The 15,469-nt window shown below is 42.3% G+C and carries 12 protein-coding genes; 11 read left to right on the plus strand and 1 reads right to left on the minus strand.

Annotated features, from left to right (window positions below; translation table 11 throughout):
- Positions 1-258: 258 nt before the first annotated feature.
- A complete protein-coding gene (locus tag BCU12_RS14340; protein WP_102404940.1) occupies positions 259-3,444 on the minus strand; it encodes an HD domain-containing phosphohydrolase in 3,186 nt (1,061 codons plus the stop codon).
- Between the two features lie 399 nt (positions 3,445-3,843).
- Between BCU12_RS14340 and tssI the strand changes: the two genes are divergently transcribed.
- From tssI to BCU12_RS14395, 11 genes are all read left to right on the plus strand, one after another.
- Positions 3,844-5,823 carry a type VI secretion system tip protein TssI/VgrG gene (gene tssI / locus BCU12_RS14345; RefSeq protein ID WP_102404941.1) on the plus strand — a complete coding sequence of 660 codons (1,980 nt, stop codon included), beginning with the start codon at positions 3,844-3,846 and terminating at the stop codon, positions 5,821-5,823.
- Positions 5,823-6,383: a hypothetical protein gene (locus BCU12_RS14350; protein WP_102404942.1), complete on the plus strand. Its 561-nt coding sequence runs from the start codon at positions 5,823-5,825 to the stop codon at positions 6,381-6,383. The genes tssI and BCU12_RS14350 overlap by 1 nt, the downstream gene beginning before the upstream one ends.
- Before the next feature lie 2 nt (positions 6,384-6,385).
- On the plus strand, positions 6,386-6,685 hold the full coding sequence (locus tag BCU12_RS14355) for a PAAR domain-containing protein (protein WP_102404943.1): 300 nt from the start codon (positions 6,386-6,388) through the stop codon (positions 6,683-6,685).
- Between the two features lie 208 nt (positions 6,686-6,893).
- Entirely contained in the window at positions 6,894-8,306 is a 1,413-nt protein-coding gene (locus BCU12_RS14360; RefSeq protein WP_102404944.1) for a type VI secretion system ImpA family N-terminal domain-containing protein, read from the plus strand.
- Between the two features lie 30 nt (positions 8,307-8,336).
- Complete coding sequence (locus BCU12_RS14365) at positions 8,337-8,858, plus strand: type VI secretion system tube protein Hcp (protein WP_102404945.1); 522 nt, start codon at positions 8,337-8,339, stop codon at positions 8,856-8,858.
- An 18-nt stretch (positions 8,859-8,876) separates the two neighbouring features.
- Entirely contained in the window at positions 8,877-9,380 is a 504-nt protein-coding gene (tssB, locus tag BCU12_RS14370; protein WP_102404946.1) for a type VI secretion system contractile sheath small subunit, read from the plus strand.
- Positions 9,380-10,858, plus strand: a complete 1,479-nt coding sequence (gene tssC, locus BCU12_RS14375) for a type VI secretion system contractile sheath large subunit (RefSeq protein WP_102404947.1) — start codon at positions 9,380-9,382, stop codon at positions 10,856-10,858. Before tssB ends, tssC begins: the two co-directional genes overlap by 1 nt.
- 39 nt (positions 10,859-10,897) lie before the next feature.
- Positions 10,898-12,292 carry a type VI secretion system contractile sheath large subunit gene (locus BCU12_RS14380; protein WP_102404948.1) on the plus strand — a complete coding sequence of 465 codons (1,395 nt, stop codon included), beginning with the start codon at positions 10,898-10,900 and terminating at the stop codon, positions 12,290-12,292.
- Positions 12,292-12,714, plus strand: coding sequence for a type VI secretion system baseplate subunit TssE (tssE, locus tag BCU12_RS14385; RefSeq protein ID WP_102404949.1), 423 nt, complete (start codon positions 12,292-12,294; stop codon positions 12,712-12,714). Before BCU12_RS14380 ends, tssE begins: the two co-directional genes overlap by 1 nt.
- Positions 12,707-14,458, plus strand: coding sequence for a type VI secretion system baseplate subunit TssF (tssF, locus tag BCU12_RS14390; RefSeq protein WP_102404950.1), 1,752 nt, complete (start codon positions 12,707-12,709; stop codon positions 14,456-14,458). Before tssE ends, tssF begins: the two co-directional genes overlap by 8 nt.
- A 61-nt stretch (positions 14,459-14,519) precedes the next feature.
- Positions 14,520-15,452 carry a type VI secretion system baseplate subunit TssG gene (locus BCU12_RS14395; protein WP_102404951.1) on the plus strand — a complete coding sequence of 311 codons (933 nt, stop codon included), beginning with the start codon at positions 14,520-14,522 and terminating at the stop codon, positions 15,450-15,452.
- Positions 15,453-15,469 lie beyond the last annotated feature (17 nt).

The following is a 15,469-nucleotide window of genomic DNA, read 5'->3' on the forward strand; positions in this document are numbered from 1 at the left end:
ATATAATTTAGACGACAAATATGTCGACAATCAAGAAAATTGTCGACAATTTAGACTAATGTATTAGATGAAAATAGGAGAAAGAATCGCAAGAACCAAAGGCTAAATATAGATAGTTCAAACACTTATCAAATAGTTAGGTGTTTGTTCGTTATTAGGAGACCTTAGGAATAAAATAGTATGTCAACAATTCAAGCTAATCAGTATGCCTACCTAGGTAATCGGTATAGGCCATTTATAAATCAGCACTCTGAAGACCTAAAATGACGACGCCGTTTGTCTACGCCCTTCGCTTTTAGCAAGAGAGGTCCGGCTCGTGTACTTACTCACATCAACGTGATCAAGTTGGTTTTCGGGTAAGTATTTATCCGCGTATTCTTTGTACACGCCACTTTCAAGAAACAGTAAGAATAGATCCATGTCCAGATGCTCATCAGAGGCCATTTTGTACATGATATCAATAGCAACACTGACCGGTTTGGCTTTTTTGTACGGCCTGTCTGCGGCAGTTAATGCCTCAAACACGTCCGCAATCGAGAGGATTCTTTCAGGAATAGACAAATCGTCTTTGGTTAGCTTTCTTGGATAACCTGTACCTTTCAGCGTTTCATGGTGTGTTGATGCGTATCGTGGAACTTGACTAAGCTCCGGTGGGAAAGGAATGTTGTTCAGCATTTTGATACCGCTGATCATATGTTCGTTAATTTTGAATCGATCCTCAGGGGTCAAAGTCCCGCTACGAACAGACAAATTGTACACTTCGCCCAGGTTATACAGGTTTTTAGGCACCTCTACCTTTATGTTTAATTTAGGATCAAACACCATTGGTCTGATTCGTTTAATAATATGCTCGGGTTTGTCAGATAAAAGCCTCTCTGTTACAGGTAGCGTTTGTCCATACTCGTTCGAGTTTTTCCCACCACGTTCAAGTTCTTCAAACGGCGAAAGCCCTAGCGTATTATCGAAGTTTCTCTGCCAGGTTGTAGAGGCTATTTTTTTCATCCGCTCAATACTTTCATCTCGCATAAACTCGCTGCCAACGTTCGACTCAGCAATGAATTTGAAATCCTCCTTAAGCTGTTCTAATTTGTCATTGAACTCCGCTAAAGCTGCATCACTATCGGCTCGTTCAACATGAATCTGTTTTAGATAATGAATCTCTGCGTCACGCCAAAGTACCTCAAATCGCATTCTTATCTCGTGAATACGATTGTAATTTGCTTCCAGTTTTGTCCCTTTGTCGACAATGTGTTCTGGAGTCGTGATTTTTCCACAATCATGGAGCCACGCTGCAATTTGAAACTCTCTACGTTCTTTATCATTTTTAAACGTAAACTCTTTGAATTTTCCAGAATCGGCATTTTCTGCAGCCTTAGCCAACAACATCCCAATTTCAGGCACACGATTACAATGACCAGCCGTGTAGGGTGATTTCTCATCGATGGCTTGTGCGATAAGCTTGATGAAGGCTTCTACCAGTTCTTCTTGCGATTTCTGGTGGCTTCTAATTTCATCAACCATTTCAACCATAGAGTCAGAAAGTTCAGATACCTCTTTGATCCGCGACTGCACATGATGAACATCATCAAATTGTCGAAGTGATACTTTGGTCGTTTCCTTTGTTAATAAACCAACGGGCTTCACAATCGGATTACCAAAGATCCAAGCGAGCGGTAACAGGCCAAACAACACAAGTAAGCTAGCACCGATAGTTACTAGCACTTTGGGTATGACTTTGTCGTAGACCACTTGCTCAGGCACGATCACAGCGAAATATTCCGTAGCAGAACCGTCAGGGCCCATCGGCGTTAAATATAAATATCGGTCTTCTCCATTTATACTGACCTTAGTCATCTGGTTTTTCTCAAGCGGGTGCTGAACTAAAGAGACTATTTCGGAGTAAGGCAACATTGTCTCTTGCCTAGTTTGTTTTTTAAGCCATTTCTCATTGAGCAACAGCCACTGCTCTTCGGTGACATTTGCAATCGCCAAATTGATTAGGTTAAGAACAGCTTGGTCGCTTTTCTTCATTCTCAGATGGAAATTGGCTAGATGGGCCGGTTCTAGCGAGTTGATGTGTAGATCTTCGTTATAGACGCGTGTTTTATAGCTATCAAGCACAGGTAAAGCATCAATAACCGATGCCACCTTATTTTCCGCTAACCATGTCATGGCTTCTTCAATCGTCGATGCATTATGGAATGTTAGTGATGGGTTATCGTTAAATGTCTGTTCTAAACCTCGGCCTTTAACTATTGCAATCGGTGATGGGATTGAATTCAGTGTACTCGTTATAAACTCATGACTCGTTGCAACACCAAGTGGCAGTGTATAAAGGGGAACACTTAACGTCTGCTCTTTGCTTTCTGTCGAGTAAGTCGACTGCAATATGTCGAGTTCACCACGTTCAAACTTTTCCGTCAGCTCTTGCCAACGAAAGCCATTGACGAACTCAAACCTTAAACCAGTCATATCACTCACTAGCTTTAAAAGGTCGACGGCATATCCTCTAGGTTTTCCCGCTAATGAATAGTCTAATGGGCCCCAATCGTTCTGGTTCGAGACGAGTAAAGAGCGGGTTAGATCTAAAATATTTTGATTTCTCCTGTCCAGTTTCAATGGCTTCGCCGAAGGAATTGTCAACGTGTCTTGAGTCAAATGGCTGGACGCAATAACTTTTCCTTGCTTATTGAATAAAAATGACTCAACGCCAGGTGAGTCCGATAACCCTAAAGACGCAGGTGAAATAAGCGAGCTAACCGATGACAGAACAATATCGATACCCACAACAGAGTTATGAGTCTTTACTGCGTAAGTTTGACCCGTAATCTTTAAATGTTGAAAAAGATAAGGTTCTGTTTTAAAAACACTTTCTTGTGACGCTTCACCATACCAAGGCCGCTGAGTTGGGTAGTAATTACTATTTTCGATAACATGCCTAGACTCAACAAACTCTTCTGTAAAGTAGCGGGTTTTCCTAATACGACTCTCTTTGGAGCCAGATATTTTAATAATTACCCATCTATCACTGGATTGAGCACTGATTTTATCCCTTACGATCGGTGAAGATTCTAGATTGATAATTTGGAAAAAATCATCGTTATCATTCCCCCAATAAATACTGTAAAACGCGGGGTTATCTTCGAGTGCTTGGGTAAAAATCGTTGTAACTTGTTTTTCACTAAACTGATATTTCGTCACTAAAGAAATATTTTTGAGCAAACGAGCAACATTCGATGCATTCCTATCTATTTTCTGGATATGCTCGCTAACCTTGGATGAAGTCACCGACAGTTTAGTCAAAACCAGCTCTTCAGACATTTGTCTCGAAAAATAATACTGGACAGAAATGGCACACAACGTGGTTAATAAAGTCGTCAATACGAACATACTTCCAACAGTAAATCGGATAGAGTATTTTCTAGGCGGACGCTGTGATCCCATTAACCTTGCCCTCCATGGCTTTGGTTTTAGTTAGAGAAATTTTTATGCACTCTGCATTTATACAATGGGTAGCATAACCTTTCAGCTGATCAGACTAGTTTAAATTCATACAATTCTCTAATAAATTATAAGCTTATTATAAAAACAGTGACCAAAACGATCTTTCAACCCCAACCCCTTACACATCAACCATCTAGAGGGAAACTCTAATACACTCACTCTTGCTGATCTGTTCAAAAATGCGACTAAAATCAAAAAATCTCTTATTTTTCAAACAGAGCAAGAATTCACCATCACTTGCAAAGGGCCTGTATTTAATGAATCATTAACAATGATCACAAATAATACACTCACATTTATACGCCCTATAGCGCATTAAGTTTGGGAAAAGGACGACCAATGGCTGAACAATTCAGTGCTTCTGCAAGTTCCATTTCTGCCATTGACTACAATGGCATCGAGCATGTTGTAACGACTAGTAAGATCCATGAAGCACTGTCTGAGCCGTTCAAAATTGAAATAACGCTTGTCTCTAAGTCTTTCTCTATCGAAAGCCAGTTGGGTCAAAACATTGCCGTCAACCATTACATCAACCAGTCAGGAAGCTTAAAGCTATCCAATACGGTGAATGGTGTTATTACACACATTCAACACAATGGAATGGACGATAAGCTTCAATACTCATCGTATAATATTATCTTGAGGCCTTGGTTTTGGTTGCTCAAGCACACGCACAATTTTCGCGTTTATCAAAACCAGTCTACAAAAGATATTGTCTCTGATATTTTTTCCCAAGCGGGCTTTAGCGGTGAAGTTAAGTATGGCAGCTTACCTAGCGCCAAAAGGGAGTATTGCCTTCAATATGACGAGTCTGATTTCGACTTTGTGTGTCGACTTCTAGCCGAGGAAGGGCTCCACTATTATTTTACCTACTCGAGTTCAGGTCATACTTTAGTCATTCAAGACGCTCAAACACCCTTTGAAAAAGCAAACGTCAGCAAATTTGATATGGTTGAAACCCCATCTGGGAACAACCCACTCATTGAGTTATGGCAGCCAATGTCTAGCTTTCATGGAGCGAGCATTGAACTGAGTGCTTATGATGACAGCCAGACCAAGTTGGTCACCAGTAAAGCCACGAAATCGAGCCACACGATCGCAAACAATACAAAGTTGACTTCTGTCCAGTACCCGCCGCTTGGCATTCTTGGTGACAAAACAGATTTAGCAAGTAATCTCGCGAAGCGTCGCCTAGAACAACTTGAACAGAACTTCCAGTTGGTTGAGGCTCAGGCGAGTCATGATAGCTTTGCAGTAGGAAGCTGGTTCACATTAGATAGCCATCTCGATAAATCACTACTCGGTGAGTACAGTGTTATTGCACTTGATACAGCCTACTCTCAAGATGGCGTCACTTCATCAGCAAGACTCATCGCGAAAGACACCCCTCACTATCCTGAACCACTTAGTAAGAGAAAGATCGCGGGTCTACAAAGCGCCGTCGTTGCGGGCTCAACTGCCGGTGAAATCAATCAAGATGATCATGGTCGGGTCCGGATACAGTTTCACTGGGATACGGAAACCAGCGGCGATAAAACCAGTTGCTATGTTCGAGTGGCCCAAATGCTAGCAGGATCGGGCTATGGCAGTCAGTTTGTTCCTCGTGTTGGTCATGAAGTTCTCATCTCTTTTATAGATGGTGACCCTGACCAGCCCATCATTACAGGCAGCGTATACAACAGTAAAAATAGCCCTCCTTACAAAGAAGAGAATGCAACAAAGTCAGGCGTTAGAACGCAATTGGAAGGCTTATCAAACGAACTTTATTTTGATGACAAGAAAGATAATGAGCTTATCTACATGCACGCCGCAAAAGATTTAACGAGTGAAGTGGAAGAGAACCAAACGGAAACCATTAAGGGTGAACTGGCACAGACGGTAACGAAACAAATCACCGTGACTACCGAAGATAATTACACACTGGAAGTGACAAAGACATTGTCAGAAAAAGGAAAGGCCATCAAATTGGAGGGCAGTGATTCCCTCGATCTTGTCGTAGGCTCAAGCAAGATCTCCATGTCGTCTTCTGCTATCTCAATCGAAGCGACAAATATTGATATCAAAGCGAGTAGTGGTCTCACGTTAGAAGGTGTCAACGTGACGAGTAAAGCGACATCTGCCAACAAAATATCTGGCCTGACAACGAGCTTAGAAGCAACAAGCTCTAATACGATCAAAGGACTAAGCGTAGACATTGGTGCCGATACCACGCTAAGTGCGGAAGGCCAGTTAAGTGCAGAGTTTAAATCTGGCTTAAAAGCGACGTTTGATGGCGGCGTAATGGGTGAGCTTAAAGGCGCAATAGTGAAGGTGAACTAATGACACTTAAAAAAATCCCTTATAAATCAGGCTTACAAATAATACAACGCTTTAAGGCTTCTGAAGAGACGCTCTCACTGTTGACAGAAGATACTTCTATCACGGACACCATTGAAGCTCTATCCAATGAGTCCCACTATTTCGATTTATGCCAATTTTTTGCTCATGCCCTACCCGTTCGTGAAGCTATCTGGTGGGCAGCACACTGTTTAGATCAGAGAAGCGATGTGTGGAGTTCTAGCCAGAAACAATGCATTGAAACCGCTAAGCAGTGGGCACAGTCTCCATCAGAAGAACTGCGCCGCAAAGCGGAATTGTTTGCGACTCGGCTGAATGTGAGTTGTGGTCCTTCCTGGTTGGCCCAAGCCGTTTTCTGGAATGGCTCTGGAAGTATTGTTGCGCCAGATTTACCACAGGTAATGCCAGACAGTTTGCTTTACTCAAAGGCCGTCGCAGGTGCTGTTAATCATGCCGCAGCTCTGCCTGAGTGGTCTCACACAGCAACATATTATAAGCACGCTATTGAATCTGCAGTCAGTATTGCCAAAGGGAGTTCCTAACAATGACTTTAGCAGCCAGACTAACCGACATGCACGTATGCCCAATGCAAACCCCTGCTCTCCCACCTATTCCACACGTTGGGGGACCAATTATCGGTCCTGGTGTACCTACAGTACTCATTGGAAGCATGCCTGCCGCTACAATGGGTGATATGTGTGTTTGTGTTGGCCCTCCAGATTCTATCGTAAAAGGCAGCGCCACGGTTCTTATTATGAACAAGCCCGCTGCTCGCATGGGAGATACCACCGCACATGGTGGGAGCATTGTTCTTGGAATGCCCACGGTTCTTATAGGTGGATAGAGACTTATTCACTAAGCAGATATGGAGAGCTGTATGGTTTTTCGTCTATTTATTGAGTACCGTTCAAAAATCTCATTAAAAGTCTATTTTTTATAGAAGTTTCAAAAAATTAAACCTAGACTTAGCGATGTTAATAAACTGTTACATTTATTAACACTGTAGAAACTAAGTCTTATTTATCTTTAGAAAAATTAGCAATGGAATGCATATGGTTGATGTAAATAGCTTGTTGACGCCCATTTCAGATGACAAGCCCTGTGGTACATATCTTAAATTGGATAGAAGTGCATATCGTGGATTACGAAATGCCTACAACTCCGCTCAGTCGTCTTTTAGGCAGCTTATAGAAACTCCCGATGCTTCCAATAATCTCGAATTACAAGAACTCAACCATGGGCATTGGGAAGAGTTGAGAAACGAAACTCAAAAAGCGCTAGAAACGCAAACGAAAGATCTTGAAATTTTAGGTTGGTACATTACAAGCCAGCTATTTTCACGAGAACCTTTTTCTAATTTTTCACTTTCCATAGAGGTACTAAGTCAACTGGTTGAAAGTTACTGGGCTAACTTAAATCCATTATTGCCTGAAGCAAAGCGTAAAGGTTCAGACGAAAAAGCGATTGAGCAGGAAGTGGCTGAATTTCGTTTAAAGCCGCTGCTACAACTTGTCGGTGAAAGCCCAGACTCAACCGCGATATTTATGCCTTTGCAAATGTTACCTCTTGTCGGGGAAATCACTTTCTCTGACTATTTAATTGCAGAAAGAAATGGCGCTTTAGCCGAAGTAAAACAGAACGCTTTAAGTCAATTTTCAAGTGAAGTGCATGAGACACTAAACCAACTTTCAATGGCTTATCAACATTTCTCTACAGCTGAGAAATTGATCGTGGAACAGTGCCAAAAGATCTCTGTATCACCGGTCAGTTTTAAGTTTGTTAAAGGAAATATCGAAGATTTTGTCAACGCCATTAAGTTTCTAGTTGGCGAAAAATTTGCCACATGGCCACTTGACTCTAACTATGCAACTGCAGCGCCAGACGAAGCTTCTGCCCCAGAGCTAGATAGCAATAATGCTGGCCCATCTACACAAGCACAAACTCAGAACGATTTCTCGGCGCCAGTTCAACACCCGTCGACGAGTAGTTCTACTCCTGTGGTCAATCCAACACAAAATAGCTCTGCACTGTTAACTCAAGAGATATCGGGTAGAGATCAGGCTTTCCAGGAGCTAAGAAAGATTTCAGATTACTTTAAGCAAGCTGAGCCACATAGCCCAATATCATTTTTGCTGGAGCGTGCGATACGTTGGGGATATTTGAGTCTGCCGGAGCTCCTAGAGGAGATGGTCGGAAAAGATACTCAAATGCTTCAACACATCAACCAATTAACCGGCATGGACAATTTAGAGCAGACCGAACTAGGCTCTGTTCAAGTTCATACGAAACCAAATACAAGCTTTACAACAATAAAAGCTTCGTCAGATAGCAATAATCTAAATAGTGCTACCGCTACAGCATCACCAGATTCTGCTTCTAACAATACAACACCCGCAAATACACAAACCAATACTGAAACACAACCCTCTCAAGCCAGTGGCAGCGTCACTGCGTTTGAGTGGTAATCAAAATGCGATAACGCAAAGGAGAGAATAATGGCGTCAATTTTCATGAGAATCGATGGTACAAGCCCTAAAGGTGCAGCAACTGTAGACAAAATTGGTGGAAAAGATGGCTTTTTTGCTATCGATAGCCTCTCTTGGAGCGCAGTACGCGGCGTAGGCATCGATGTAGGTAACGCAAACAACGCAGATAAAGGGATGGTTGCTCTTGGTGAAGTCAACATCAACCGTGTTTGTGATGGCGCTAGCCCATTCCTAACAACTTTCCTTTATGCACCAGGTGGTGAAGGCAAAACTATTGAAGTAATTATGACTAAGCCAAACCGTGAAGGTTCTGGTGCTGATCCTTACTTAATTGTGACATTAAGTGCTGCGCGTATGTCTAGCTACAACATGTCTGCGACAGATGGTTCACTTCCAAATGAGTCCTTCAGCTTAACTTACACGCAAATTTCTAAGGCTTACTACATTGAAGGCGAAGGCGGCAAGATTGATAAAGGCCCTGAGGTCGGCTTCGATGCCACTCAAGCTAAAGTTACTTCTACTGCAGCCTAATAATTAAGGAGCGCTATCGTGGCATTAAATTCACAGCATAAACGCGTCAGTAAAAACCGAGTAAGTATCACTTACGATGTTGAAACAAATGGCGCAGTTGAAACAAAAGAACTTCCTTTTGTTGTCGGTGTGATCGGAGACTATTCTGGTCACAAACAAGATAAATCTGATATAGAAGATCGAGAGTTTTACAATGTTGATAAAGACAATTTCGACAACGTAATGAAACGCGTCGGTCCTGAGCTTTCATTAAAAGTCGAAAATGTTTTGTCCGATGACGATAGCGAATTCTCAGCAGATTTAAAATTTGGATCAATGAAGGATTTTGAACCTGAAGCCATCATTGACCAAGTAGAGCCTCTTAAGAAACTTGTAGAGACACGAAATCAGTTAAAGGTACTGCTATCTAAAGCTGACCGCTCTCGAGATCTAGAAAAATTACTTAAAGAGGTTCTTCAAAGCGCTGACACCATCAATGCTTTATCCGGTGAACTTGGCCTTGACAGCGAGGGAGCAGAATAATGAGTACAGAAACTGAGAATCAAGCGCAACCCGAAGCAGCGGAAGGCTCACTGAGTTTTCTAGATAGAGCAATTGAAGCAACAACACAAACCCCTGCTGACACGACAAAAGAGCTTTTTTCTGTCTTGGCCGAACAAGCCCTGTCAGGAACGGTTACGTGGGACAAAAACGTCACTAAAACCATCGAAAATGCGATTTCTGAGATCGATAAGAAACTATCAAAGCAACTATCGGCCGTCATGCAAAAAGATGAATTCCAAAAACTTGAAGGTTCTTGGAGGGGCGTACAAAAACTTGTGAAAGAAAGTGAACTTGGAAGAGACCTTAAAATAAAGATGGTTGATTTCACACAAGAAGAACTTCTTGAGCAATTTGAAGATGCACCTGCCATTGATCGTAGCCCTCTGTTTAATGCCGTTTACCAAGGTGAATATGGCACAGCAGGTGGTGAACCTTATGGCACCTTCATTGGCGACTACGAGTTTAGCGCTAAAGATGAAGACGTCGCGTTACTTCGCTACATGGGTGAAGTCGCTGCAGCCTGTCACGCACCGTTTATCGCTTCCACAAATGCAGAGATGTTCGAGTTCAACGACTTCACAACCTTTAGTGAAGGCAAACCAGTTGCCGCTGGTTTTGACTCACCAGCCTACGCCGCTTGGAACTCATTCAGAGAGAGTGATGATGCTCGTTATGTCACACTAACTTTACCTAGAACTCTTGCTAGATTGCCATATGGTGGTAAAGGGCTAGGCACTGACATTTTTGAGTATGAAGAACTTGATACAGACATGGATGGAAACCCAAAACCAACCGGAAATGACCAATTAGTTTGGTCTAACGCAGCGTACGAACTCGGTCTAAAAATGACTCAAGCTTACACTGCAACCGGTTGGTGTACATCAATCCGTGGTCTAGATAATGGCGGTAAGGTAGAAGACCTTCCAAACCTAACCTACAAATCTGAAGCGGGCGACATTCTTCAGCAATGTCCAACTGAAGTAAACCTAACGGATGAACGTGAAAAAGAGCTCAGTGACTTAGGGTTCCTTCCACTAGTCCACTACAAGAACTCTAACTACGGTGTCTTCATTGGCGGACAGACAACGCAGAAACCGAAGACGTTCACTGACCCTGATGCAACAGCAAATGCAGCAATTTCAGCGCGCTTACCATACATCATGGCAAGTAGCAGAATCGCTCATTACTTAAAAATCATGGGCCGAGACAAGCTAGGTTCAAACTTAGAAGCGCCTGATATCCAAAGAGAGCTTCAGCTTTGGATAGATCAATACACCAACTCTGGTGCAATTGGTAACGAACAGCGCGGTAAAACGCCGTTATGCGAATCTCGTATTGAAGTGGTTGAGCAACCAGGACGTCCTGGTTCTTACTCAGCTGTTGCTCACCTGCGACCTTGGTTACAGCTTGAAGAGCTAACAACCTCGGTACGTATGGTTGCTAAAATCCCAGGTTAATCTAAGGAAGTGGCCGAAGTAATTCGGCCACTTATTCGTATGCAGTTAAATACAGATTGGCAGAACACCTTTAATGATTTAGATACTAAAGACAACGCCTTTGTCGAAAAAGCGTTGTCTTTACTCTCTGAGTTGGATGAAAGTATTCTAGCAAGCCCCTCAAGCCTAATTACTTCAATCACTCGCTTAATCGCAAACATTGATGATCAGCTATCTCATCAACTGAATCATATTTTACATGATAAAGAGTTTGAACGGATGCATGGGAATTGGCTTGGTATAGAAGGATTAGTCAACCTGCCGGTAAATAAGCAACGGACCAGAGTTCGTTTATTAGATTTAAATTGGAAAGAGATCTCAGCTGATGTTAATCAAGCCTATAGCACGAAAAGCAGCCACCTTTACAATTTAGTGGGTAATCAGGAACTCAACACACTGGGTGGGCACCCTTTCGGTTCATTACTCTTTACTCATCGCATTAGCATGGACATTGATTTAGATACCGATTTTGATGATCTCTTCACTCTAGAGCTTCTTGGTAAACTGGGGGAATCAACACTGTGCCCTGTGTTACTCGCACCTGAAGAGGACTTTTTTGTAAACTCCGGTGCAGATTGGTTATCAGACATCGATCGAATAGAGAAAATCCTCTTAGGCCCTGACTACCTGACTTGGCAGCAATTGAAAGGTAAACCGTGCGCTCGTTTTATCGGGCTGGCTATGCCTTCTATTCGATTGCGAAATCGCTACAGTAATTGTCAGGCTGGTTTCATCTATAACGAATCTGGTAATGGACTTTGGGGTAATGCAGTATTCGCATTCGCTGCCACAATAATGAAAGAACATCACCGTGTGAATTGGTTTGGCTTCCTTAAGTCTCGATGGAATGATAAATACCAGGGCTCGATCGTTAACACGCCATCACTTTCCGAGATTAGCCGATATTTGAGCAACCCCATCACTAGTGTGATGCTATTTGGACAGATTTCTTCGTTCTATGCGCAACAAGGCTTTATTCCATTAACCAAAAGCCCGCTCTCTGATAAGTTTTATTTCAATGGAAACAACTCCATTTGGAAACATAATGACAACGACAACGATAAAGTTTTAACCCAGATTCAAACGACTTTGATGTCATGTCGAATTGCTCATTATTTGAAAGTACAGGTAAGAGAAATGATAGGAAACTTCAGTACTGCTGCTGAGTGTGAAGTGTTTCTAACACAGTGGATTGAAAAATTTTCGAGCAACGTTGCGTTTGCGAATGAAGATACGTTAGCAAAATATCCATTGAGCTTTGCCAAGATTCAGATCAATGAGTCTCAAACTCACAAGGGCCACTATAGCTGCACTCTGCGTATCGTGCCGCAGTACCAATATGACCACTTTAGTGGTGAAGTGATACTCACAACCGATTTAGCTGAGGTCGCTTAATGAGCCTTTGGAACACCTTTATTAATCCCTCAGAGAATAGTGTCTATAGCGAGATTGAAGACATCAAATTTCATTTAACCAAGTTGTTCGAGTCTGAAGCATCACTCATCGATATCGACGATCGCTTTGTCGAATTGAACTGCTCAAATCACAGGTTTGGCATCGAAGATATTCAGTTGCTTAGCGCCAGTTTAGACCAAACCCAACTCGCTATGCGTATAGAAACTTGGGTGCAACATTTTGAACCTAGACTGCATAATATTTCAGTGGAGTTAGTTGAAAGAAGAACGAATGAAAATGCCTTAGCCTTCCACATTGCTGCAAAAATAACAACGACCCAGGGAGAGACTGAATTAGTGTTTGATTCAAAGATTGCACTCAATGATTTGGCCACCTCGCTAAGTGAGGACAGCTATGAGTGACCCATTACTACGGTATTTTGAACAAGAACTCGCTTTTGTACGCCGGTCACTTGGCCAATTTGGTGATAAACATCCAAATCACGCAGAGAACCTCAATATTCACCAAGGGAAAATTGAAGATCCCAGTATGGCTCGCCTCTTAGATGGTGTGGCACTACTCAATGCTACCGTTGAAAAACAGCTGTCAGAACAATTACCTGAAGTTGTCGAAGGCCTCCTATCCATTCTTTTTCCATCTTATGTTCAAACAATACCGAGTGTTGCTTACCTGAAACTAGAAGACATTGAAGGACCTATCGAAAGCGCATCACTACCGAAAGGCTCTCAGTTCTCGGCCAGCGTAGGTGATCAAGAATGCTTGTTTCAAACCGTCGACAAGTTGGATATCACACCTTTTAGTATTACTAATATCAGTGCCTTAAGTGCCCCGTTCAACTTCAATCGACCTAAAGGCGCAGACCAATCCTCGGCGGTTATTCAAATCACACTGTCCACGGGTGATCCCGATGTTCACTTTAGACATTTGGGCTTAGATGATCTCGATTTCTTTGTGCAAGGCTTTCAGAACAATGCTGATTCATTGGTCGAGTTATTGTTGAGCCAAACTCGCTCAATTTCCATTTCTGACATCGATTGTGAGCACCATTCAACACTGAATGCTAACAATTTAAAAAACCGCATTAGTGACTTATCACTGACTTTCTTACCACAGCATGGCAATCAGTTTTCGGGTTACCAACTGATGAGCGAGTACTTCTTTTTTAAGGAAAAAAGACAGTTTTTCCGATTAAAAGGCTTTGGCCAAAGTATTAAAAATCACGCTTCGTCAGAGATTGTCGTCAACCTTTTCTTAGCATCACTGCCTTCAGAGTTTGTGCGCTTGTTTGATTTATCGGTTTTTCAGCTCAATGTCGTGCCAGCAATCAATCTTTTCGAAGAAACGGGTGAGCCAATTCGATACGACCAACGAACACTGACCGCTCCCGTAAACACCAGTGCGCACTTTAACAACTCAACTGAAATCTATGAAATAAAAGAGATATACGAGATTACATCAAAAGGGGAACTGCCCCTTTTGCCTCTTTTTAAAAATCGTTACAACACGGACAGCCAACAAGACTATTGGCAAGCGACTCGCGATGCGTTTGGTGAATACAAATTAATGGTTTCATTGGGCGATGCTTCACGATCTGATTTTAATAAACTATTCGGTACAAGGCTCACCTGTACGAATGGTAAATTAGCTTGTGGTATTGAAGGCGTTATGGAATGTAAGGAAAGTATCGATTTACCCGGCGATTTTTCCCCTATATACCCCCCTTCCGCACCGATTATTCGTGAACATGATCAGAACCTACACTGGCAATTTATTGGCATGCTAAACAGTAACTTTTCTTCTTTGCTACACTCAAACGAAGCAAACGAGTCACTGAAGCAAATGCTCAAACTGTGTTGTAGAAATCAAGTATCTGATAGTGATATTCAAACCGTTCGTACAGTTTCCTTTAATTCTCAAGTAGCTGCGATTCGTATTCTTGGTAAGAATACTTTTTCGCCAGGAACTGAAATAGACATCGAACTCGATACAAATGCGCCTTTCCATGTATTCAGTGATGTGTTGAACCGATTTTTCCAACAGTTCTGTAGCTTTGACCGTTACATACAACTCAACATACGGGTTTTCGGTCGTGACGGCATTGCTAAACGCTACCCTAAGGTTCACGGGAGTCAACTATGCCTCTAGCGAACCGACTTTCCTGTACTCGAACTGCTCGTAAAAACAAGATAATAGCGGTGGGAGACAAATGAGTTTACTCAGTGATCTCACCCAAAACCCTAACGAGTGGGAATTCTCGCAAGCGATGAGGCAATTATCCGCTTTTATCGCTGCGCACCCTCGTAAAATACGTTTAGATTTGAAAGCTGAAGCTATGCCTGCGGGCGATGCCAATGAGATTCAATATTTTTCTTTGAAGAACAACGTCGCTAAACTGCGTTTAACAAAACCTGCTCTTGCTGGTGTTCAAGGCGTCATACCCAATTATTTGTATGAAGAGTTATTGTCAGCGCTGCACAGAGAAGATCACGCACTAAAAGACTTTTTAGACGTATTTAATCAACGTCACTACGAGATTCTGTACCACGTTACGATGAAGCGCTCGCAACTTTTCGATAAGGAAGTTTCTCAGAAACGTTCCGAGTTACTGTTCCAGATTTCTAATTTGAAGTCTTCTCATCAAGCGTATTTCCAATACAGCACTTTGTTTAACCAGCATAGTCGTCATCTACCAACGCTTAAGCAGATCCTGACTGATTATTTCCCATTCACGTTTGCTGTAGAAACAAGACATAGCGCTCGTCAAAAGCTACCTCAAGACTCGCTTACCCGATTAGGCTTATCAGCAGAGTTTAATAGTCAGTTAGGTCAGGGCTTTTTGATTGGCAATACGTGCAGCGTGCAATTCAATCGCATCGATATATTCATCGTGTTGGAAAACCGCAGTGAATATCATCAAGTGACCAATGATGACAAACTCGCACAACAAGTTCGTGAACTCACTCAACATTACCTAAGAGACAACACGCCCATTTCAATCTATATGAGGCTAAAACGGGCCTATCTATCTCAACCTGTTCTATCCAGTAACTATAAAAATTCAGCTCGACTAGGGGAAGCAAGCTGCCTAGCTCCCGAACGTAAACCTGCTGATATCGTTAACATATTGCTTGACAGTTAGTCGATCGTTAGCATTCG

This window comes from Vibrio sp. 10N.261.55.A7 (assembly GCF_002877365.1).
Classification (GTDB): Bacteria; Pseudomonadota; Gammaproteobacteria; order Enterobacterales; family Vibrionaceae; genus Vibrio.

Bases quoted from the DNA above. Each gene is read 5' to 3' on its own strand.
- BCU12_RS14340 (WP_102404940.1), bottom strand. From the start codon at position 3,444: ATGGGATCACAGCGTCCGCCTAGAAAATACTCTATCCGATTTACTGTT.
- tssI (WP_102404941.1), top strand. From the start codon at position 3,844: ATGGCTGAACAATTCAGTGCTTCTGCAAGTTCCATTTCTGCCATTGAC.
- BCU12_RS14350 (WP_102404942.1), top strand. From the start codon at position 5,823: ATGACACTTAAAAAAATCCCTTATAAATCAGGCTTACAAATAATACAA.
- BCU12_RS14355 (WP_102404943.1), top strand. From the start codon at position 6,386: ATGACTTTAGCAGCCAGACTAACCGACATGCACGTATGCCCAATGCAA.
- BCU12_RS14360 (WP_102404944.1), top strand. From the start codon at position 6,894: ATGGTTGATGTAAATAGCTTGTTGACGCCCATTTCAGATGACAAGCCC.
- BCU12_RS14365 (WP_102404945.1), top strand. From the start codon at position 8,337: ATGGCGTCAATTTTCATGAGAATCGATGGTACAAGCCCTAAAGGTGCA.
- tssC (WP_102404947.1), top strand. From the start codon at position 9,380: ATGAGTACAGAAACTGAGAATCAAGCGCAACCCGAAGCAGCGGAAGGC.
- BCU12_RS14380 (WP_102404948.1), top strand. From the start codon at position 10,898: ATGCAGTTAAATACAGATTGGCAGAACACCTTTAATGATTTAGATACT.
- tssE (WP_102404949.1), top strand. From the start codon at position 12,292: ATGAGCCTTTGGAACACCTTTATTAATCCCTCAGAGAATAGTGTCTAT.
- tssF (WP_102404950.1), top strand. From the start codon at position 12,707: ATGAGTGACCCATTACTACGGTATTTTGAACAAGAACTCGCTTTTGTA.
- BCU12_RS14395 (WP_102404951.1), top strand. From the start codon at position 14,520: ATGAGTTTACTCAGTGATCTCACCCAAAACCCTAACGAGTGGGAATTC.